The 20172-nt window shown below is 68.2% G+C and carries 19 protein-coding genes; 13 read left to right on the forward strand and 6 right to left on the reverse strand.

The window, feature by feature from the left end:
• Positions 1-61: 61 nt before the first annotated feature.
• From KQH53_07490 to KQH53_07515, 6 genes are all read left to right on the forward strand, one after another.
• Positions 62-1348, forward strand: a complete 1287-nt coding sequence (locus KQH53_07490; protein ID MCB2226507.1) for a L,D-transpeptidase — start codon at positions 62-64, stop codon at positions 1346-1348.
• A 75-nt stretch (positions 1349-1423) separates the two neighbouring features.
• Positions 1424-2254: a hypothetical protein gene (locus KQH53_07495; GenBank protein MCB2226508.1), complete on the forward strand. Its 831-nt coding sequence runs from the start codon at positions 1424-1426 to the stop codon at positions 2252-2254.
• A 24-nt stretch (positions 2255-2278) separates the two neighbouring features.
• Entirely contained in the window at positions 2279-2608 is a 330-nt protein-coding gene (locus tag KQH53_07500; protein MCB2226509.1) for a polymer-forming cytoskeletal protein, read from the forward strand.
• Positions 2608-2967, forward strand: a complete 360-nt coding sequence (locus KQH53_07505; protein ID MCB2226510.1) for a cupin domain-containing protein — start codon at positions 2608-2610, stop codon at positions 2965-2967. Before KQH53_07500 ends, KQH53_07505 begins: the two co-directional genes overlap by 1 nt.
• A 54-nt stretch (positions 2968-3021) precedes the next feature.
• On the forward strand, positions 3022-3504 hold the full coding sequence (locus KQH53_07510; GenBank protein MCB2226511.1) for an NAD(P)H-dependent oxidoreductase: 483 nt from the start codon (positions 3022-3024) through the stop codon (positions 3502-3504).
• An 85-nt stretch (positions 3505-3589) separates the two neighbouring features.
• The gene (locus KQH53_07515) at positions 3590-4609 is read left to right on the forward strand and encodes an amidohydrolase family protein (GenBank protein MCB2226512.1); all 1020 of its coding nucleotides are present in this window, start codon (positions 3590-3592) and stop codon (positions 4607-4609) included.
• Here the strand turns inward: KQH53_07515 and KQH53_07520 are convergent.
• Positions 4606-5205, reverse strand: a complete 600-nt coding sequence (locus tag KQH53_07520; GenBank protein MCB2226513.1) for a hypothetical protein — start codon at positions 5203-5205, stop codon at positions 4606-4608. The two genes, KQH53_07515 and KQH53_07520, sit on opposite strands and share 4 nt — an antisense overlap.
• An 81-nt stretch (positions 5206-5286) precedes the next feature.
• Here KQH53_07520 and KQH53_07525 point away from each other — a divergent pair, with 81 nt between their 5' ends.
• The 4 genes from KQH53_07525 to KQH53_07540 are packed head-to-tail and all read left to right on the forward strand — an operon-like array spanning position 5287 to position 14883.
• Positions 5287-6117 carry a lytic murein transglycosylase gene (locus tag KQH53_07525; GenBank protein MCB2226514.1) on the forward strand — a complete coding sequence of 277 codons (831 nt, stop codon included), beginning with the start codon at positions 5287-5289 and terminating at the stop codon, positions 6115-6117.
• Positions 6114-9305: a PD-(D/E)XK nuclease family protein gene (locus KQH53_07530; protein ID MCB2226515.1), complete on the forward strand. Its 3192-nt coding sequence runs from the start codon at positions 6114-6116 to the stop codon at positions 9303-9305. Before KQH53_07525 ends, KQH53_07530 begins: the two co-directional genes overlap by 4 nt.
• Positions 9302-12727 (forward strand): UvrD-helicase domain-containing protein, encoded by a 3426-nt coding sequence (locus tag KQH53_07535; GenBank protein ID MCB2226516.1) that lies wholly within the window; start codon positions 9302-9304, stop codon positions 12725-12727. Before KQH53_07530 ends, KQH53_07535 begins: the two co-directional genes overlap by 4 nt.
• Positions 12724-14883 (forward strand): ATP-dependent RecD-like DNA helicase, encoded by a 2160-nt coding sequence (locus tag KQH53_07540; protein MCB2226517.1) that lies wholly within the window; start codon positions 12724-12726, stop codon positions 14881-14883. Before KQH53_07535 ends, KQH53_07540 begins: the two co-directional genes overlap by 4 nt.
• Before the next feature lie 12 nt (positions 14884-14895).
• Here the strand turns inward: KQH53_07540 and KQH53_07545 are convergent, their stop codons facing one another.
• Complete coding sequence (locus tag KQH53_07545; GenBank protein ID MCB2226518.1) at positions 14896-15405, reverse strand: NAD(P)H-dependent oxidoreductase; 510 nt, start codon at positions 15403-15405, stop codon at positions 14896-14898.
• Between the two features lie 68 nt (positions 15406-15473).
• On the reverse strand, positions 15474-16055 hold the full coding sequence (gene pyrR, locus KQH53_07550) for a bifunctional pyr operon transcriptional regulator/uracil phosphoribosyltransferase PyrR (GenBank protein ID MCB2226519.1): 582 nt from the start codon (positions 16053-16055) through the stop codon (positions 15474-15476).
• A gap of 248 nt (positions 16056-16303) precedes the next feature.
• On the opposite strand from pyrR, the gene KQH53_07555 reads away from it, so the two are divergent.
• Positions 16304-17104 carry a hypothetical protein gene (locus tag KQH53_07555; GenBank protein ID MCB2226520.1) on the forward strand — a complete coding sequence of 267 codons (801 nt, stop codon included), beginning with the start codon at positions 16304-16306 and terminating at the stop codon, positions 17102-17104.
• Between the two features lie 18 nt (positions 17105-17122).
• Complete coding sequence (locus tag KQH53_07560) at positions 17123-17500, forward strand: RidA family protein (GenBank protein MCB2226521.1); 378 nt, start codon at positions 17123-17125, stop codon at positions 17498-17500.
• On the opposite strand, the gene KQH53_07565 is transcribed toward KQH53_07560, so the two are convergent.
• From KQH53_07565 to KQH53_07575, 3 genes are read right to left on the reverse strand one after another with little or no spacing between them, the layout of a single operon-like run.
• The gene (locus tag KQH53_07565) at positions 17497-17931 is read right to left on the reverse strand and encodes a hypothetical protein (GenBank protein MCB2226522.1); all 435 of its coding nucleotides are present in this window, start codon (positions 17929-17931) and stop codon (positions 17497-17499) included. The two genes, KQH53_07560 and KQH53_07565, sit on opposite strands and share 4 nt — an antisense overlap.
• A 2-nt stretch (positions 17932-17933) precedes the next feature.
• On the reverse strand, positions 17934-18317 hold the full coding sequence (locus KQH53_07570) for a hypothetical protein (GenBank protein MCB2226523.1): 384 nt from the start codon (positions 18315-18317) through the stop codon (positions 17934-17936).
• A gap of 14 nt (positions 18318-18331) precedes the next feature.
• Entirely contained in the window at positions 18332-19336 is a 1005-nt protein-coding gene (locus tag KQH53_07575) for a P1 family peptidase (GenBank protein ID MCB2226524.1), read from the reverse strand.
• 183 nt (positions 19337-19519) lie between these two features.
• Here KQH53_07575 and KQH53_07580 point away from each other — a divergent pair, with 183 nt between their 5' ends.
• Positions 19520-20119: a hypothetical protein gene (locus KQH53_07580; GenBank protein MCB2226525.1), complete on the forward strand. Its 600-nt coding sequence runs from the start codon at positions 19520-19522 to the stop codon at positions 20117-20119.
• The last annotated feature ends 53 nt before the right edge of the window (positions 20120-20172 follow it).

The raw sequence follows: 20172 nt of genomic DNA on the forward strand, positions 1-20172 counted from the left end.
CCTCTTTGTAACGCTATTGTTTTTCGGCACCACCGCCTGGGCCGCCACGGAGGCGCCCCGCTTGGCTCCGTTGGACAGCCAGGGCGTGCCGGTGGTGTGGTGCTATCACGGCCAGGCTCCGGACACCCGCCTGGTGGTGGTGGACAAGTCGCGCCAGCGGCTGCTGGTGCTACGCTATCTGGGCAAGCTGGGCCTGGAGTATGAATACCCCTGCGCCTCTGGCGAAAAGCCGGGCCCCAAGAGCGTGGCCCTGGACGAAAGGACGCCAGAGGGGGTCTATTTCATCACCCACCGCTACAAGGACCGCAAGGTAACCATCTTCGGGGACCGCGCCCTGCACCTGAACTACCCCAACCCCCAGGACAAGGCTCAGGGGCGCAAGGGCGACGGCATCTACATCCACGGCACCAACAAGAGCTACAAGCCGCGCTCTTCCAACGGCTGCCTGGTCATGGCCAACCAGGACCTGGCCATGGTGGAGCCGCTCTTGGACGAGCAGTACACCCCGGTTATCGTGGTGGAGCGCATGGCCTTGCCCAGTCCGGAGCTGCAAGCCGCGGCCTGCGAATATTTGCGCACCGTGCGTCTGGATGAGCTGCTTTCCCAGGCCGGCTCCGCCCCCACCAGCCTGGACCTGGTCAAGGCCAACGGAGCCAAGCACGATCTGAGCGGCCTGGCGGCTGATCTGCAACGCCTGGGGCCGGGCGTCAAGGCGCACACCAAGGGCCTGGCCCTGTTCGGTGCAAAGGGACAGTGGGTGCTTCTGGCCAACCAATACCTCACCGGGCCCAAGAAAAAGGGCAAGAGCAGGGGAGTGGCCCTGACCCGGCGCTTCTACCTGAGCGGCGCCGGCCCAGGCCATCTCAAGCTGGTGCAGGTGCAATGGCTGGTGCCCAACCTGGCCCAGGCTCGCCTGCTGGCCTCCTGGGCGCCGCCCAAGCAGGCCCCCGTGGCGGTGGCCAAGGCCGCGCCCGTGGACTCCCAGGCCCAAATCAAGGCCATGCTCAACGCCTGGCTGGCCGCCTGGCAACACAAGCGTCTCAAGACCTACATGAGCTTCTATGCCCGCGACTTCAACAGCGGGGGCAAGAACCGCCGGCAATGGCGCAAACACAAGGCCTATCTGAACCGGGTCTACAAGCGCATATCCGTGCGCGCCGAGGACGTGCGGATAAGCGTGGCCGGCGACAAGGCCAAGGTCACCTTTGTGCAGCATTACCGCTCGGACTGGCACCGCGACCTGGGCCTGAAGACCCTGGAGCTGGTGCGGCACAAGGGCCGCTGGCTCATTCGCGGCGAACAGTGGGAAAAGCTGCCCGCCTCCGCGTCTCCCGCCAAGCGCGGCTAGGGAGTTCCCTTGCCCCGGCCGTGGGGAATCGATAGGATTGAATAAGCGACAACTCGCCACTCAAGAGGGGGCAAATTGGCCCGGCGGTCAACCGACATCCTGCTGGTGCGCAAGGACGCCCCGGTAAAGAGAATGCGACTAGGACCCTGGTTATTCTACTTCGTCCTGCTGCTCATCTGCCTGACCGTGGCCGGCCTGGCCGGCGGCGGATACTTGCTATACCAGCAAAACCAGGCTCTCCAGGAGCTGGTCAAGGACAACAAGCGCATGAGGCTGGTGGCGCAGAACCTGGAGAGTATGCTCCGGGACCTGCAAGACCGGCTGGATCTGGCCGCCAGCCCCCAGGCCAAACCCGAGCCCAGTACCGGGGTGAAACCGCCCCCTCCGCCGCCGCCGCGCGATCCGGCCCCGGCCGCCGCGCCTCCACCGCCGGCTCCGGCCGAGGACTCCAAGCCCGTCCCGGCCTCCAACAACGGCGAGAAGCCCTGGGTGAGCTCCTCGGCCCAGGCCCAGGCCCTGGAACCCTGGCCCACCAGCTCGGACTGGGTGGACATCCAGAAGGTGAGCACCAAGCGATCCGGCCGTGAGCTGCTGGTCTATTTCAACGTGGTCAGCAAAAAGGACAACAGCCGCAAGCCCGTTGAAGGCTACGTGGCGGTCATCCTGCGGGGCGAGCGCAAGGGCGCTCCCTGGCTGGAGGCCTGGCCGCCCATCCACCTGACCCCCCTGGGGCGGCCCGAGGACTACAAGCGGACCGCCAACTTCGAGGTCAAGCGCTACCGCCGCCTGCGGGCCCGCTTCGCCCTGGTGGACAAAAAGGTGGAGACCCTGGAGTTCCTGGTTTACGACAAGGAAGGGGAACTGGTCCTGCTCAAGCGCCATCCCATGGACCAAAAGGCGCGCTGAGCGGGCCTCCCACGGAGCGACAATTTGGCCCCCAACCAACTTACCGTCATCGCGCCGGGCACCATCGTGCGGGGAGACCTGTTCAGCCAGGACCTGTTGGTGGTCGAAGGCGGGGTGCAGGGTAACGTGGTGGCCGAGCGGGTGATCATCAAGGGCGGCGGCTGGGTGCAGGGCAATCTGCGCTGCGCCTCGCTGTCCATAGAGCTGGGGGGCATCGTGGACGGCGAGGTCACCGTGGAGGACGCGGCCCTTTTGCCGCGCCCGGTCAAGGCCGAGCAAGGGGAACTGGGCCAGCGGGACCAGAAGGCCCTGCCCAACGGCGCCGAGGAGCCCGCGCCCGGAGACGGAACCTGATGCTGGTCAAGCGGGCCGACGCGCTGCCGGTGTTCACGGCCACGGACGGCTGCTCCCTGGCCGAGGTCATCCACCCCAACAACGACGCCACCAGCCCGGGGGTGAGCCTGTCCCGGGCCAGCCTGCCGCCCAAGGGGGTCACCAGCCCCCATCGCCTGGATTTCGTGGAGATCTATTACGTGCTGCGGGGACGGGGGGTCATGCACCTGGACGGCGAGTCCGCCGAGATCGGCCCGGAGAGCTGCGTGTACGTGCCTCCGGGAACGGTGCAATGGGTGGCCAACCCCGGCCCCGGGGAATTGGTGTTTCTGTGCGTGTGCCAGCCGGCCTGGAGCGCCGAGGGCGACCACCCGGCCTGAGCCCGCGCCGGGCCGCCCGGCCCGGTTATCAACGATTTAATCAGGAGACAGACGATGGCCAAAGTCCTGATCGCTTATTTTTCCCATGGAGGCAACACCCGCAAGATGGCCGAGGCCCTGGCCGAGAGCATCAAAGCGGGCGGCTGCGAAGTGTCGCTCAAGAAGCTCGGCGAGGCGACGGTGGACGACCTGCGCGCGGCCGACGGGGTGCTCCTGGGCTCTCCCTGCTACTTCGGCTGCATGGCCGCGGAGATGAAAAAATTCATCGACGAGTCCATCGCCCTGTTCGGCAAGGGCGAACTGGTGGGCAAGCCGGCGGGGGCCTTTGCCAGCACCGGCGGCATCGGGGGCGGCGGTGAGCTGACCCTCATGTCCATGATCCAGGGCCTCTTGATCCACGGCATGGTGGTGCAGGGCTCGCGCAAGGGCGGCCACTTCGGCCCCCTGGCCATCGGCGAGCCGGACGAGCGGGTGCTGGGCGAGTGCGCCACCTACGGGGCCCAGTTCGCGGCCCTGTGCGCGCGCCTGGCCGGGTAGGGCGTTGAGCCCCGACCAGGCCCCGGTCTGCCTGCTCCCGCAGGGACTGGCCGGTGCCGCTCCGCATGATGGCCCTCCCGCCGTATTGCTGAAGTCCGGCCGGATCGCGGCCCTGGGTGGCGAGGCCCTGGCCGCCGGGGCTCCCCGCAGGGAGATGCCCGGCCTGTGGCTCTCGGCCGCGCCCATCGACGCCCACGTGCACTTGCAGATGCGCTCCGGCTTGCAGGCGGCCTTGGACGCCTGCAACTGGGCCGGGCTGGCCGCGGTGCGCGACCTGGGCCACCGCGCCGCGCAGCAAACGCCCCGCCGAAACGATCAAGCTCCCTTGGTGGTGGCGGCCGGGGTGGGGCTGGGAGCGGTAGGCGAGGCGGCCTATTGGCTGGCCGAGCCCGTGGCCGGAGCCGAGGGCTTTGCCCGCGCGGTGGATGAGCGCGCGGCCCAGGGCTGCGGGGTCATCAAGCTATTCGCCACAGGTCTGCTGGACATCGAAAACGTGGGTCAGGTGTGCCATCCCCAGGCCCTGAGTGCCGAGGAGGTGCGGGCGGCGGTGGAGCATGCTCATGCCGCCGGGCTAAAGGTGTCGGTGCACGCCAACGGCGAGGCGGCGGTCAGGCAGGCGATAGAGCAGGGGGCGGACTGCATCGAGCACGGCTATTTTCTGGGCCGCGATACCCTGGCCCGCATGGCCGAGCTGGGGGTGGAGTGGTCGCCCACCTTGGCGCCCATCGAGGGCCACGCCGTTGATCCGGCCGGGCGCAACACCCCGGCCCAGCGGGCGGCCTGGAGCGAGATCGGGGCCCTGCAAAAAGAGCAGATGCGCCAAGCCGTGGAGCTGGGAGTGCGCCTGGTCCTGGGCAGCGACGCGGGCTCCTACGGCGTGCCCCACGCGGAGGGCGCATTTTTGGAGATGCGCGCCTGGTTGGAGGCCGGGCTGGCCCCGGAGTTGGTGTATGATGCCTCCACCCGCCGGGCGGCAAAGGCCCTGGGCCTGGCCGGAGAGCTGGGGGGCATCTTCCCCGGGGCCCGCGCTTGGCTTTTGGGCACGCGGCAAGACCCGCGCGGCGATCCCTTGCAGCTGGCCCGCCCCCTCTGGCGGAGTTTTTAGCCCATCAGGGCGCGCAAACGGCCGGGGTAGTAGAAGACGTATTCGCGGGCCAGGGATGTGTAGCGTTTGACGGCGTAGTCCTTGAGCAGGGCGAAGAACTCCTGCAAGTTGCTCACCGGCGCGACCATGCGTTCGAATTGGCGCGGGTCGGCCGCGTCCTGGTTGGTGGGCGGGATGAAGCGGCCCTCGCCGCCCCGCCAGCGGAAGCCGAGCCGGTCGGAGAGCTGGCCAACTTCCTGATACACCCGGCGGATCAAGTCGGTGCGCAGGATGTCCGAGGGAGCGTTGAGCAGGGCCTCCAATAGGCAGGCCAGATAGCAGACCAGCTCCTGGGCCTCGGTGTCGTCGCGGTGGCGCAGAAAGCCCAAGGCCGTGTCCTGGGTGCCGCCCTCCAGGGCGAAATGAGGGGGCATTTGGCCCGATGGGTCCTGGCCGCCCTCCAGGCATTGCTCGCGGTACTCTTCGTACAGGGCCGCCGAGCGTACGTGCACCAGAAGCACCCGCCCAGTGTGCCAGGGCCCCCAGCGCAGGCGCATGGGCTGGTCGGTGATAACATAATCGCGCCCGTCGCCGGGAAAGGTAATGACTTGATCCAACGCACCGCCCCTAGTGAAAGCATCTCGAATGCCGGTAGGCCAAAAACTCAATTTAGCAGATGGGCCTGGCCCGGAAAAGCCTTGCTTGCGCTTTGCCTGCTCCTGGCCGCGCTTCCCGCCTGGGCCGGCAACCAGGTCCTGGCCCCGCTCAAGCCGGAGCTGGAATCCATGGGCTATACCTCGGCCCAGGCCGATGCCCTGTTGAAGGCCAAGGGGGTGCGCTTCGAGGCCAGGCTCATGGCCGCCTTGCTGGCTCCCAAGGAGACCAGCCTCAATTACGCCCAGTTCCTGGGTAAGCAGCCGGTGGCCGCGGCCCGCCGGTTCATGAAAAAGCACGCCAAGGACCTGGCCCAGGCTGAGAAAGAGAGCGGGGTTCCCGGCTCGGTGGTGGTGGCCATCCTCACGGTGGAAAGCCGTTTGGGGCGCTACGTGGGGCGCTGGTCAGCCTTCAACGTGCTGGCCTCCCAGGCGGTGCTAGACACCCCCGAGGCCCAGCGGCTCTTGGCCAAGCGCTGGCCCAAGAAAAAGAGGGCCCAGCTGAAGACCGAGAAGACCCAGGCGCGTTTCGCCAAGCGGGCGGCCTGGGCCCGCCGCGAGCTGGGCTCGCTGATCAAGCTGGCCAAGAAGGAAGGCCGCTCGCCGCTGAGCTACAAGGGCTCGGTGGCCGGAGCCATGGGCATGGCCCAGTTCATGCCCAGCTCTTTGCTGGCTTGGGGCAAGGACGGCAACCGCGACGGCGAGATGGACCTGACCCATCCAACGGACGCCATTTTCTCGGTGGCCAACTATTTGCGCAAGCACGGCTGGAAGCCCGGCCTGAACTACAAGGGCCGCTTCAAGGTGATCCTCACCTACAACAACTCCAAGCCCTACGCCCGGACCGTCTTGGCCCTGGCCGAGAGGCTGCGGTGATTGAGCGGGCCGAAGCCCTGGTCTGGCCCAGCGGCCAGGCCCGGGAACAGGCCCTTAGCCGGGCCGCCGCCTCGGCCCCCGGCGGACTGCTCTTGGGCGGAGAGCATCACTACACCTTCCAGGGGACCAACCCCCTGCTGCCCTCGCTATGGGCCCAAACCCCGGCCGCCAAGGGCGGGGCGCGCCCCCTGGGCGAGCTGGCCGGGCCCATTCTGGTGCAGGGCATCCTGGGCGAGCTTTCGCCAGCCCAAGCCTCCCTGGCCGGCCTGGCCCGGGGCCGCCGCTTTCCCCATCGTCTGTGGCGCCTGCTGGTGGGCCTCAAGGCCGCCGGTCTGGCGCCCCAAGATTTGCGCGATCTGCACGGCCCCGGCGCTTCACGGCGCGAGGCCCTGGCCCTGGTGTTGGAGACCTACCTGGCCGCCCTGAACTCGCGCGGCCTGCTGGACGAGGCCGACTTTCTGGCCCAGGTGGAGGCACACCTAAAAGCGGGCGGCACGCTTTCCTTGCTGGATGCCTGGAGCGGTCTGACGGTCAAACAGGCCCTGTGGCTGCGCCCGGCCGAGGTGCGTCTGCTAAAGGCCTTGGCCCTGCGTTTGCCGGTGCGGGTGAAATTCGCCATGACCCACCCCCGCGATGATCAAGGCGGGGTGTTCCGGCTGATGAAAAAAACCGCCAAGGCCCTGGAGCGCGAGGACAGCAACATCGAGGTGCTTTGGAGCGACCTGGAAGGGGAGGGCGGCCCCCTTGCCGAGATGGCTCTGGCCGAGTGGGGCGAATCCTCGCCTGCTCCCTCTGACCACGCGGCCCTGGAGCTGGTGCGCGCGCCAGGGGCCTATGCCGAGGTGGAGGCCCTGGTGGCCCGGGCCCGCGCCCTGGCCGACAGCGGGGTGCCCTGCTCGGATATCCTGCTGGTCTTCCCGGACCTGAGCCTCTACGGCCAGATGGCCGAGGATGTGGCGGGCCGCCTGGGCCTGCCGCTCTCCTTCCGGCGGCCCGAGCCCCTGGCCGGATCGCCTCTGGCCCAGGCCTTTCTGGAGCTCTTGGCCTTGCCCCAGCGGGGCTATCCCCGGGTGGAACTGGCCCGAGTGTGGGACTCGCCTTACCTTGGCCCGGCCCTGTCTCGGCTGCTCAAGGTGCCCCGGCCCCAAGGCGCGGCCAGGCTGCTCAGTGCGGCGGGCTACGTGGACGCCCACGAGACTCCGGCGCGGGAGTGGCTGCAAGGCGCGGACGACCAAGTGCACCACAGCCTCAAGGACGGCCTGCGAGAGTTGGCCGATGCTTGCGGGGCTCTCCGCGCCTGGCTGGCTCCCCTGGACCAGCCCCAGACCCTGGAGGAATACGCAGCTATCCTGGACAAGATGCTTTCGCTGCTGCAACCGGCCGCCAACCTTGAAGCCCCGGTCACAGACAGCGATGCGGCCGTGGCCCTGGCTCGTGATCTCAACGCCGCCGCCGGGTTGGAGCGGGCCCTGACAGGGCTGCAACGGGCCGCCGGACAGGTAGGCGGCGCGGAGGCGCTCAGTCCAGGCCGCCTGCTGGCCCTGCTGCGCCAGGCCCTGGAGCAGCAGGATGCGGGCCGGGGAGCTGGGGCGCGCGGCGGGGTGCGGGTATTGCGCCTGGAGGACGCCCATGGCCTGGAACCAGCCTGGCTCTTGGCCGGCGGCCTGAACCAGGAGGAGTTCCCGTCCCGGCCCTCGGACCTGCGCCTGCTGGACCACGATGAGCGCATCAAACTGGGAGGCAAGGCCCACTTGCCGGTGTGGCGCACCGAGGACGAGGAGTTTAGCGGTCAAGAGATGCGCCTGCTCTTGCTCTTGGGCTCGGCCCGTCAGGGAGCCGTGCTGGCCAGCGCGGCGGCGGATTTAGGCGGCGCGCCCCGCTCGCCCAGCTTGCTGCTGAGCCGCCTGGCCAAGGCCCTGGGCCGCGAGGCCGAGCTGGAGGCCCCTTCCGGCGGGGTCTACGGCCAAACGCCCGCCTTGAAAGACTGCCCGGATGAGCGCTCCCTGTGGGCCGCCCTGGCCCGCGAGGCCTTGCGGCCTTCTAATGCGCCACCGCCCAGCGCGGCATTGGCCCAGGCCCTGCTCTTCGAGATTGCCAGCCGAGACGAGCTCGCCGAGCGCTGGCGCTCCCTGGCCGCCCGCGCAACGGTTGAGGAGCGGCGGGCCCGCTTGGAGGCCATGGGAGAGGCGGGCCGCCGCGCCCAGGCCGGGCCCTTTGAGGGTCTCATCCCGGCCGGTCCGGCCCAAGAGCTGCTGCAAGCCATACTGGCCGACCTCGCCCGCCGCCGCCTTTCGCCCACCAGCCTAGAGTCCTACGCCGCCTGCCCCATGGCCTGGTTCCTGGGCCGCATCCTGGGCCTGGCCGAAGAGGACGAGCCCGCCTGGGATCTGGCCGGACGCATCGAGGGCGACTGGGTGCACGCCACTCTGGCCCGCTTTTTCGCTCCCGAGGAATTCGATCCCTCCTGGGACGCCGATGCCTTGGCCGCTCGGCTCGATGCCTGCCTGCAAGAGGCCGGCGAAAAGCTGGCCGCCAAAGGCCGGGCCGGGCACGGATTGGTGAGGGAGGCCCGCCGCGAGGTCTTGCGCACCGCGCTCAACCAGGTGGTGACCGAAGAGATGGACGCCCTGGGCGAGCTGCGCCCCTTTGCAGTGGAAAAGGACTTCGGCCGCGAGGACGAGGGGCTGAGCGTGGCGGTGGAGCAGGGCGAGCCGCTGCGGCTGCGCGGCCGCCTGGACCGCCTGGACCGGAGCGAGGGCGAGCTGCGGGTGGTGGACTACAAACACTCCCTAAGCGAGCGGGCGGCCAAGGACCCGGTGCGCCCCAAGGAGCTGGCCGTCAGCGCCTTCCAGGTGCCGGTGTATTTGGCCGCGGCGCGGCGCTTTTGGGGCTCGCCGGACGACGCGCTCAGCGCCCGCCTGGTGCCCACCCGCCGCCGCGATGGCGGGCCGGGCCTGCTCTCCTTGAAGCCCGACGATCCCTTGCTCAGCGAAGACCCCGAGGTGCGCCGCCGCCTGGACCTGGAGGGCCAGCCCAACCTGTTCAACGCGGTGGCCGCGCTTTGGGGCCGCCTGAGCGGCGGCGACTTCCTGGCCACCCCGGAGAACGCGACTTGCGATTACTGCGCCCTGGGCGGGGTGTGCCGCTCCCGCCTGGACCCGGCCGCCGCCCTGGAGGACACACCGTGAGCGGGCCCGCCCAGCGCCTGTGCCTGGTGGCCGGGGCCGGAGCCGGCAAGACCACCCGCCTGGTGGCCCACTATCTATCGCTGCTCTCGGGTGGGGAGGGCCGGGAGCCGCTTAGGCCTTCGCAGATCGTGGCCATCACCTTCACCGAAAAGGCGGCGGCCGAAATGCGCGCCCGCATAAGCCAGGAGGTGCCGCCCGCCGTGGCCGCCGAGCTGGCCTGGGCGCCCATCAACACCATCCACGGCTTCGCGGCCGGCCTGCTGCGAGACTACGGCATGGCCCTGGGCGTGGACCCGGAGTTCGCGGTGCTGGACGCGGACGAGCACGCCCGCCTTCTGGCCGAGACGGTAGACGATCTCCTGCGCCAGGGCCTGGCCAGGCAAGACCCACTGTTGGCCGGGCTCCTGGCCCACTACCCTCTGAACGGCAAAAGCGGCCTGGCCGGGATGTTGACCTGGCTGCACGCGCGCCTGGCCACCCTGGGACTCAGCCCCGAGCAGGCGAGCCAGGCCACTGAGCAGGCGCATCGGCAAGACCTGGAAGCTGGCCGCGAGCTGCTTCCGGCCATGGACCGGCTCATGCCGAAATTGCGTGAGCTGTGCGATCAGGGCAAGGTCAACAAGGGCAAGGCTTACGGCCAAAAGATATTCGCTCTGCTCGCGGAATGGGACACCCTGCGCGCGGGCCTGGCCATGGACCCGGTCGATCCCCAAGCCATGGCGAGAATGCGGGCGCTTTGCGCGGGCAACTGGTACGCGGCCAAGGCGGTTCGCCAGGAGTTGCTGGCCGCCTTGGATCAGCTGCAAGCTCTGGCCGCCATACCGGATGCCCAAGCCTTGGCCCAGGACCTGCTGGCCCTGTGCGCGCGGCTCAATCAGCGCCTGGACCAGGAATGCTCGCGTCGCTCGGTGTTGGGCTTTGACGATCTCCTGCTCAAGGCGCGCGACCTGCTGGGAGGTTTCCCCGGCGTGCTGGCCCAGGCGCGGCATCGCTGGCCCGCCCTGCTGGTGGACGAGTATCAGGACGTGAACCCAGTGCAGGGCGAGCTGGTGGAACTGCTGGCCGGAATGGGCCACGACCCCGCGCCGGATGCGGCCGCGCCGAGCCTGTTGGCAGTGGGCGACCGCAAGCAGTCCATCTACGCCTTCCGGGGGGCCGAGGTGGCGGTGCTGGCCTCGCTAATGGAGCGCTTGGAGCAAGGCGCGGGCGAGGTGGAGGCGATCGCGGCCAACTGGCGCTCCCACCCCGCTTTGGTGGCCTTGTTCAACCGCCTGTTCCAGGCGGTTCTCCAGCCAGGCGAGAACGCGGCCCACGCACCCGAGGCCTATGTGGAGTTCACCGAACGCGACGCGCAAAAGCCGGGCGGCCGCCAACCTGGCGACTCGGCGGATACGGTGATGGACATCATCGATTGCGCGGGGCTGGCCGGGGAGGACAAACTGGGCGCCGCGGCCTGGCGCGCCCTGGAGGCGCGGGCCCTGGCAGCCTATCTGCGCGGGGTTCTCGACCAGGGCGCCTTCCAACCGGGCCAGGTGGCGGTGCTGCTCAGACGGCTCACTTCGGTGGGCATCTACGAAGAAGCCCTGCGCCGGGCAGGCGTGGATTACTACACTGTGCGGGGCCGGGGCTTCTACGCCTGTCACGAGGTGAGCGACGTGTCCATGGCCTTACGCGCCCTGCTGGACCCGCAGGACGAGATAGGCCTGACCGCCTGGCTGCGCTCACCCCTGGTGGGCCTGAGCGACGAGAGCCTCCTGGCCCTGGCCTATGCCTCCGGTCTGGAGCGTCCTGGTTTGGCTTCTTGTTTTCTGGGCTTCGAGCCTCTGCCCGATTGGTGCGGGTCGGAGCAACAATCGCGATTGGACCTGGCCCGGAGCGCCTGGCGCGAGCTGGGCCCTCTGGCCCGGAGGCTGCATCCGGCCGAGCTGATCACCCGTCTGCTGGAAATGAGCGACCTTCTGCCCGTGCTCATGGGCACCAGCGGGGGCGAGCAAAAAGCGGCCAATTTGCGCAAGCTCATCGAAACCGCGCGGCGGCCCAGCGGTGTGCTGGCCGGAGGGGTGGAGGCCTTCAGCCGGGGCCTGGCCGCCTTGGTGGCTTCCCCGCCGGACGACCCGCAAGCGCCGCTGTTGGGCGAGGACGCCCAGGTGGTGCGCATCATGAGCGTGCATCAGGCCAAGGGCCTGGAGTTCCCCATGGTGGTGCTGCCGGATCTGGCCGGACGCGGCGGCTCGCCGGACCCGCTGCCCGACCTGGGCCCAGGCGGCGAGCTGGCTGCCACTCCCCTGGACCCGGCCAGCGGCACCCGCCGCCAACCGCCGCTGTATGAACGCCTGCGCCTGCGGGCCAAGGCCCGGGCCGAGGCCGAGGAGGCGCGCACCTTTTACGTGGCCTGCACCCGGGCCGAGCAACGCCTGGTCCTCCTGCTCAGCGGCAACGGCGCGCGCAACAAGGGTTGGGCCCATTGGGCCGAAGAGCACCTCATCAACGATCCCGCCGCGCGGGTGATCGAGGCCGCGTCCTTGGGCCGCGAGACCGTGGCCGAGCCTCGCGCCCTGGCCGATGCCTGGCCCGAGGGTCTGCCGCCCGAGCCCGGCCCGGCCGAGAGCGAGGCCCGCGCGCTTCTGGCCCGGATTAACCGCGCGCCCGCCAGGCTCGGCCTGGTGCGCGAATCGGTGAGCGGCCTGGAGAACTGGCTGGCTTGCCCCCGGCTCTACGTGCTCACCCAGCGCCTGGGCCTGGACACCGCCCTGCTGCCCGGCAAGGGCGAAGGCGTAAAGGAGAGCATCGCCGACGCGGTGGCCCTGGGCAGCCTGGTGCACCGCCTGCTGGAGACCACGGACCTGAGCCAGGGCAGGGCTGGGCTGGCCAGCGCCCTGGAGGCCTTGGAGCATGAGCCCGATATTGTTGATCGTGCCTTGGCTCTGGCGGGCCGTTTGTGGGATAGCGATCTGCCCGGCCTGCTGAACGACGCCGAGGCCATCGAACGGGAGCTGCCCTTCCGCTTGCACCTGCCGGGCCAGGGCGGCGAGCCTGCCGTGGAGATCATCGGGGAGATGGACCTGGCCGCGCACCTGCCCGAGGGCTGGTTGGTGGCTGACTACAAGGTCAGCGCCAAGGCCGACCCAACACCCTATCGCGACCAGATGGCCTTGTACTGCCTGGCCCTGTACAAGGGGCAGGGCGGCGAGGGCTCGGTGCCCCGTGCCTGCCTGGTGTTTCTCTCGCCCGCTGGCGGACGGCTCTCCTGGCTGGAGTTCACCGCCGACGACCTGGCCGCCGTGGAAGAGCGGGTGAGCTCGGCAGCCATCGGCATTGCGGCCCTGGGGCCTAGGCCTGATCCCGCGACTCTGCCGCGCGGCGATGACTGCGGACATTGCCCGGCATCGGGTCTGTGCGGAATCAGGGAGGGCGCTGCATGAAAGCCCCCCGCGAGGTCACCTTTCAGGGCCGGGTGAAGCGCATTACCTTTTCCAATCCGGAAAACGGCTACACCGTGGCCAAGGTGGAGGGCGAGGGCCGCCTGGGCCTCACCACCCTGGTGGGACGCATGCCCGGGATAACCGAGGGCCAGGACGTGGAGGTCAAGGGCAAGGAGTCGACCCACCCCAAGTTCGGGCCTCAGATAGAGGTGGAGGAGTGCAAGATCAAGCTGCCCTCCGACGCCGAAGGGGTGGAGCGCTACCTAGCCTCGGGCCTGATCAAGGGCGTGGGGCCGGTGTTGGCCAAGGCCATCGTGAAAACCCTGGGCCCCCTGGCCGTGGACATCATCCTGGAGAGCCCCAAGCGCCTGGCCGAGGTGCCCGGGGTGGGGCCCAAGCGGGCCACGGTCATCGCCGAGGCGGTGGTGGCCCACGGCGCCTTGCGCGACTTGATGGTTTTCCTGCAAGCCCACGGGGTGGCCGCCGGCACGGCGCTGCGCATCTTCCGGCGTTACGGGGCCGGGGCTCTGGACGTGGTGCAAACTAAACCCCACCGTCTGGCCGCCGACATCCGGGGCATCGGTTTCGCCACGGCTGACGCCATTGCGGCCAAGCTGGGCATTGCCCACGATCACCCCGAGCGCTTGCAGGCCGGTTTGCTGTGGATTCTGAACCAGGCCCGCGACGAGGGGCATGTTTACTTGCCCTATGAGGAGCTGATCGAGCGTACCGCTGAACAGCTCCGTGTTTCGCGCGAGCTTCTGGGCCCGGCCTTTGCCCGCTTGCACGCGGAGCAGGAGATCGTGGCCGAGGACCTGCCCGAGGGCGGCCGCGCGGTGTACCTTCGGGGCCTGCACCTCATGGAAGGCCTGGCCGCCAGGGAGCTGGCCCGCATCGCCGGGCAGCCGGGCCTGCTCACCCCGGAGCGCGCGGCCAAAGCGGTAGAGTGGGCCGGAGGGCAGCTCTCGGTGCAGCCCTCTCTGCGCCAGGCCAAGGCATTGGAGGGCTTGCTCACCGCCGGGCTTTCGGTGCTCACCGGCGGGCCGGGCACCGGCAAGACCACCCTGGTGCGCGCGGTTATAAAAGTGGCCAAACGCATGGGTCTGTACGTGGCCTTGGCCGCGCCCACGGGCCGGGCGGCCAAGCGCCTGAGCCAGGCCAGCGGCATGGAAGCCTCCACCCTGCACCGTCTCCTGGAGTTCAGCCCCAAGGAGAACCGCTTTTTGCGCGGCCCGGAAAAGCCCCTGGAGCACGGCCTCATCGTGGTGGACGAGTCCTCCATGATCGATATCTGGCTGGGCGCCCATCTGGCCGCCGCCGTGGGGCCCACCAGCCGCCTGCTCTTGGTGGGCGACGCGGACCAGCTCCCGCCCGTGGGGCCGGGCCTGTTCTTTCGACAGATCATGGACTCGGGCGCGGCCCACGTGGCCCGGCTCACCGAGATCTTCCGCCAGGACGAGAGCGGACTTATCGTGGCCAACGCCCACCGCATCCTGCACGGCCAGATGCCCCGCCTGCCTTCGCGGGACGGGGAGGGCGACTTCTTCTTCATCGAGCAGAAAGACCCGGTCCGGGCGGCGGAGATCATCCGCGAGCTGGTGGCCGCGCGGCTGCCCGCCCGCTTTGGCTTGGACCCGCACCAGGATATCCAGGTGCTGGCCCCCATGCACAAGGGCAACCTGGGTTGCTCGCACCTCAACGCCCTGCTGCGCGCCGCCCTGAACCCTGCGGCCCAGGGCAAGCCCGGCCTGGCCGTGGGCGACCGGGTCATGCAGGTGCGCAACAACTACGACCTTGAAGTTTTCAACGGGGACATGGGCTTGGTGAAGAGCGAGGATGACGAGGGCCTCAACGTGGGAATGGACCGGGGCCTGGTGAGCTACGCCCCGGCCGACCTGGAGGACCTGACCCTGGCCTACGCGGTGACGGTGCACAAGAGTCAGGGCAGCGAGTACCCCTGCGTGGTCATCGCCCTGGCCAATGAGCACTACATCCTGCTCAACCGGCCCCTGCTTTATACCGCCGTTACAAGAGGCAAAGGCTTGGTGGTCATCGTGGGGCAGCGCTCGGCTCTGCGGCGGGCGGTGGAGCACGACCAGCCCACCCAGCGCTACGCCGCCCTGGACGCCAAGATCAGGCGATGCCTCGCCGCCTGAGAAGCTTGGGTTTTAATATAGGTCCGCGAAGAGCGTCTTGACCAGGTCGGCGAACTGCTCGCCATAGGCCTTGCAGTCGGCCAGGGCGCGCTCGTCGGGCTCGCCGATGGCCAGAGGGCCGAAGTGGCCGCCGGTCTTGATGCCCTGAATCACCATGCCGTGGATCATCAGGCCCAGGGTCATGCTGATCAGGGTGGTCTCGCCGCCGCCGCCTATGCCGCCGGTGCTGGCGAAGACGCCCGCGGCCTTGCCCACCAACATGCCCTTGCCAAAGTACTTGATGCTCTCATCCAGGAACTGCTTCACCGGAGCGGCCATGGTGCCGAAGTAGCAAGGCGAGCCCAAGAGCAGGCCGTCCGCGCCGGGCAGCTTGGCCAGGGCCTCGTCGCCCACCTTTTCCAGGACCGCCTCGCAGCCGGAGGCCTCCACCGCCGCTGCCAGGGCCTCGGCCATCTTGCGGGTGTTGCCTCCATGGGAATGGTAGGCAATGAGAATCTGGGGAAGGTTGGCATCCAGAGTCATCATTCTGGGCATGGCTGCTCGCTCCTATATTTTGGAAATGGCCGGAGTTTCCGGCGAAGGGTTTGGGCCTACTCGCGGTACTTGCCCGGCTCCAGGAGCACGTGGTCCTTGGCGGGCTCGGGGTAGAGGAACACGTTCACCGACTCGTTGCGCTCGGTGTTCAGGCTCAGGCCGGTGTGGTCGGGCTGGATGGGCATCTCGCGATGACCCCGGTCCACCAACACGGCCAGCTCCACCGAGGCGGGGCGGCCCAGGGAGAACAGCGCCTCGAGGGCGGCGCGCACCGTGCGGCCCGAGAAGATCACGTCGTCTATGAGCACCAAACGGCGCTCGGCCACAGGGAAGCTGATCACCGTGTCGTTGAGCTTGGGAACCTGCCTTAGGCGGGTCCAGTCGTCGCGGTAAAAGGCGATGTCCACCAGGCCCTTGTCCAGCTCCAGGCCGGGGCGGCCCAGGCGGGCGGCCATGGCCGCCTCCAGGCGCCTGAGCAGCAGGTCGCCGCCGGTGTGGATGCCCACCAGGGCCAGGCCGGAGGGGTCCGCGTGGCGGGCCAGGATGCCGGCCGCGATGCGGTCGATGCCCGCGGCGATGTCCTGGTCGTCGAATACCAGGCGCGGTTTTCGGGCTGGGGCGGTCTGCGTGTTGCTCAAGGTTTTGTTTCCTGCCGATGTTTCCGTGCCATGGGGCGGGCCGCCGGAAAGTATGATTGATAGCAGGCCGTTAAGGCGCTGTCAAGAAACATTGCCGAGTAAGGCCCTTGCCATCATAAGCCCTTCGCCGGGACAGAAGGTTGACCTACGGTAAAAGACCCATCTAATATTGGGATTTTATTTAAGAGGAAACCAAGGCATGCGTGATCTTTATGTTGAGAGGGTTGCACGCTTGGAGGTATGAGGACATGATGCACCGCCTGGACATGACCCGTAAATTCCTGGCCCTGGGCTTGCTGGCCACGGCTCTGGCCCTTTGTTGCCCCGCGCCCGGCTGGGCGAGAATCAAGACAGTAAGCTTGTATCAGGTTTCCTTCCAGCCGGTTTACAACATCGATTACGACACCTGGTGCTATTCAGAGGCGGTTCGCATCAAGGTGACGGGCAGGAAGATGGGATCTTTTGTCACCGTGACCGGGCACGACAACTCCCGGCTCCAACTCCGGGTGAACAAGGGGCCTTGGACCAACCGCACCCAGGTCATGAATTTCGAGCGGGGCGACACGGTGCGGCTCAGGTTCAAGACCCGGCCTTACCTATGGTCCACCCCAGCGGGCAAGATCAACAAGATCAAGGTGATCTTCGGGCCCATTCCCAAGCCGAACAAGGTGGTCTATTGGTTGGTGAGGGAACGGCCCCAGAAAAAAGTGAGCTTGGCCATATACGGGACTCACACAATTGGCGCGTTACCGCGCGTGCAAAACGTCGCCCCGGGCCGCACCTACGCCTCGACCAATGTGACCATCAAGGGATGCCGTGGTAAGGCCTGGATCTATGCGGCCGCCGAGGACCGGGGCGGAAAGGGCACTGAGCGCATCATGCTCAACAACCGCTGGTACCGCACTCATAGCATGCAGGTTCCCTGCGGCAGCACGGTGTGTTTTGCGATGCAAGCGCCCAGCCAGTACAGTAAGGTACGCAAGCTGAAGATACGCATCGAGAACCAGCGCCTGTATTGGCTGGTCATCAACAAACCCCGTGGCGATTAAAGCCCAAGGAAACATCTTATGAGCATACACAGCGACAAGGCCCCGGCGGCCATCGGCCCCTACAGCCAGGCCCGTTGGGCGGGCGACATCCTTTACACCTCGGGCCAGTTGGGCGTGGACCCGGCCAGCGGCGAGTTTGTGGACGGCGGCGTGGCCGGGCAGGCCCGCCAGGCGCTCACCAATTTGGGCGCGGTATTGGAGGCGGCCGATCTGGGCTGGGGGCAGGTGGTCAAGACCACGGTGTTCCTGACCGACATGGGCGACTTCGCCGCGGTGAACGAGGTTTACGCCAGCTTCTTCGAGGGCGCGGCAGCCCTCCCGGCCCGCTCCTGCATCGCCGTGGCCGGGCTGCCCCGGGGCGGCCTGGTGGAGGTGGAACTGGTGGCCCGCCGCTAGGCCGGCCTCATCTGGATCAGATAGTTGGCCCGGGCCCGGGCCACGAGTTGGCCGTCCTGGTTGCTCACGCTGAACTGGAGCACCGCCTTGCCGCGCCGCTCGTTGTCCGGGGCCAGGCCGAGCACTTCGGCCTCCACCGTGACCCGGTCGCCCAGGTAGGTCCAACGGGTGAAGCGCAGGTCCTCGAAGCCCATCACCGCCACCACGTGATCGAACAGGCCGGTACGCTGCACCAGGCCCATGGCCACGCTCAGAAGCATGAGGCCGGGCACCACCCGTTTGGGGTGCCCCTCGGCCTTGGCCGCATCCAGGCTGGTGAACATGGCCAGTTCCAGGCCGGTGGAGGCCACGAAGCCGTCGATGTGCTCGCCGCTGATCTCCCGCTCCGGGCTGGTCAGGCGCTCTCCGGTCTGCAATTCCTGCCAATACATGGCTACCACGGCCCCCAGTCGTTCCAGCCGCCCGAGGTGGTCCGGTCGCCGGAGATGTATTCCAAACGCTCCTGGCCGGTGGCCAGGTAATGCTCCCAGGCCCTGTCGCGGTAGCGCTGGTAATCCGCGTAATCGCCCACGTAGAGGCAGCCGCAGCCGCCCGCGTCGGCGTACACGTACCAGTCCTGGCCCTGGCGCTTGATCTTGAAGATCTTGTGCTGGGGCAGGCTGTCCAGGTGGGCCTTCTGGGCCGGGGTTTTGGGGTTTTGGATGTTGAAGCCCGAGGCAACCAGCACGCCGCCGGTCTCCTGGGCGTGGTTCTCCTGGACCGTGGCGCAGCCGGTCAACAGCAGCAGGGCAGCGCAGAGCAGCCATAGTCGTCGCATGTGATTTCTCATATTCAGCGGTTTTCCAGGTCAGAGAAGCAAGGCCAGCCGCCCAGGCTCTCGGCGGCAAGAAGGCCTCGGATGATGGCCCGGCTCAAGCAGTCGGCCGCGGCCCGGCCGATCTCGGTGAGCGCCGTGGCCGCCGGCGGGCCGAACAATCCCGGGGGCGAGGGCAGGGGACGGCCGTGGGTGCTCAGGGCGAAGACGGTGTCCCCGTCGAACATGGTGTGGGCCGGGCGGATGGCCCGGGCCAGGCCGTCCTGGGCCATCTGGGCCATTTTGGTGCACTGGGCCTTGTCCAGGGCCGCGTCGGTGGCCACCACCGCTATGGTGGTGTTCTTGGCCGGCTGGGGCGGCCAGGGAGGCAACACCTTGGCAGCGCGCGCGGGGCCGAACTCATTCGCCACTTCCAAACGCTCCTCCCACAAGCGGCCCGTGGCCGGGTTCAGGAGAGAGCCCAGGGAGTTGATCGCCACCAGGGCGGCTATGGTTGTGCCGTCTTCCAGCACCTCGCTGGCCGAGCCCAGGCCGCCCTTGACCCCGCCGGCCACCGCGCCCATGCCCGCGCCCACACAGCCCAAGGCCACGGGTTCGCCGCTTGTCGCCTCGCAGGCCAGGCGGCCCCACTCCGGCGACACCGGGGGCACGAAGTCAGCCCCCCGGCCCAGATCGAAGAGCACTGCCGCCGGCACGATGGGAGCCACGTGCCCCTGGTCGTCCAGGGGGAAGCCCAGGCCGTGCTCGGCCAGCCAGCGGGCCGCGCCGTCCGCGCAGGCCAGGCCATAGGTGGAGCCGCCGGTGAGCACCACCGCCTGCACCCGTTCCACCAAGTTGATGGGGTCCAAGAGGTCGGTCTCGCGGGTGCCGGGAGCCGCGCCGCGCACGTCCACCCCGGCCACCGCTCCCTCGGGCGGGCAGAGCACCACCGTGCAGCCGCTCAGGGCCGCGCGGTCGTGGTGGCAGCCTACCTTGAGGCCGGATACGTCGGTCAGGTCGTTGTTGGGGCCGGTCGTGGTCACGGTATCACCTCCAAGCGATGCAGCCTGATATTAGGCAGGTTTGGCCGCGCTTGGCCAGTGGTTGTTTAGGGGCGGCGGCAAAAGGGCGGGCAGGGCGCCTTTGGGCTTGTTTCCAAACGGCGACTCTGGCAGCTTGGGGTTGCGCCCCGGCGCGTCAAGACCACCGCCTTGCGGAGAGAGACCATGCGCCTGAAATCGATCCTGTCCCTGCTGCTAATCGCCCTGTTGCTCCTGGCGGGCTGCGCCGTTCAATCTCAGCTGAACCGTAGCGAGCTGAAGCCGGGCTACCAGGCCGAGCCCCTGAAGCGGGTGATGGTGGTGGGCTGGTTCGAGGACCGCACCAACCGCATCAAGTTCGAGAACGAGTTCGTGCACCAGTTCCGCCAGCACGGGGCCACGGCCGTCACTAGCCTGGCGGTGCTATCCAAGGCCAAGGAATACGACAAGGCCGAGATTATGCGCCAGGCCAAGCTGCAAAAGGTGCAGGCCATCTTCGCGGGCTATCTGCTGGTCATGGACGCGGCGGACAAGTCCACTCCCACCTACAACCAAGATTTCTACAGCATTGCCCCGGGCATCAACCCCTCCTCCCGGGTGCCCACTAGCTACTCCCAGGTGCAGCACAAGATTCGCATCATCACCCAGCTCTTTGACCTGAAAAACAAGAAGCCCTACTGGTCGGCCGAGACCCAGATCGAGAAGGCCGAGACCGTGGGCGACGTGCTGCAGAACCTGGCCATTACGGTCATGGGCGACCTAAAGGCCAAGGGGCTGGTTAGGTAAGTAGCTGTAGAAAAAAGGGTGGGGCATATAGCGCTTTCCGGCCCCCGGAACGC

This window comes from Desulfarculaceae bacterium, assembly GCA_020444545.1.
Taxonomy (GTDB): Bacteria; Desulfobacterota; Desulfarculia; order Desulfarculales; family Desulfarculaceae; genus Desulfoferula.

Bases quoted from the DNA above. Each gene is read 5' to 3' on its own strand.
- KQH53_07505 (MCB2226510.1), top strand. From the start codon at position 2,608: ATGCTGGTCAAGCGGGCCGACGCGCTGCCGGTGTTCACGGCCACGGAC.
- KQH53_07510 (MCB2226511.1), top strand. From the start codon at position 3,022: ATGGCCAAAGTCCTGATCGCTTATTTTTCCCATGGAGGCAACACCCGC.
- KQH53_07540 (MCB2226517.1), top strand. From the start codon at position 12,724: ATGAAAGCCCCCCGCGAGGTCACCTTTCAGGGCCGGGTGAAGCGCATT.
- KQH53_07545 (MCB2226518.1), bottom strand. From the start codon at position 15,405: ATGACTCTGGATGCCAACCTTCCCCAGATTCTCATTGCCTACCATTCC.
- KQH53_07555 (MCB2226520.1), top strand. From the start codon at position 16,304: ATGATGCACCGCCTGGACATGACCCGTAAATTCCTGGCCCTGGGCTTG.
- KQH53_07560 (MCB2226521.1), top strand. From the start codon at position 17,123: ATGAGCATACACAGCGACAAGGCCCCGGCGGCCATCGGCCCCTACAGC.
- KQH53_07565 (MCB2226522.1), bottom strand. From the start codon at position 17,931: ATGTATTGGCAGGAATTGCAGACCGGAGAGCGCCTGACCAGCCCGGAG.
- KQH53_07570 (MCB2226523.1), bottom strand. From the start codon at position 18,317: ATGCGACGACTATGGCTGCTCTGCGCTGCCCTGCTGCTGTTGACCGGC.
- KQH53_07580 (MCB2226525.1), top strand. From the start codon at position 19,520: ATGCGCCTGAAATCGATCCTGTCCCTGCTGCTAATCGCCCTGTTGCTC.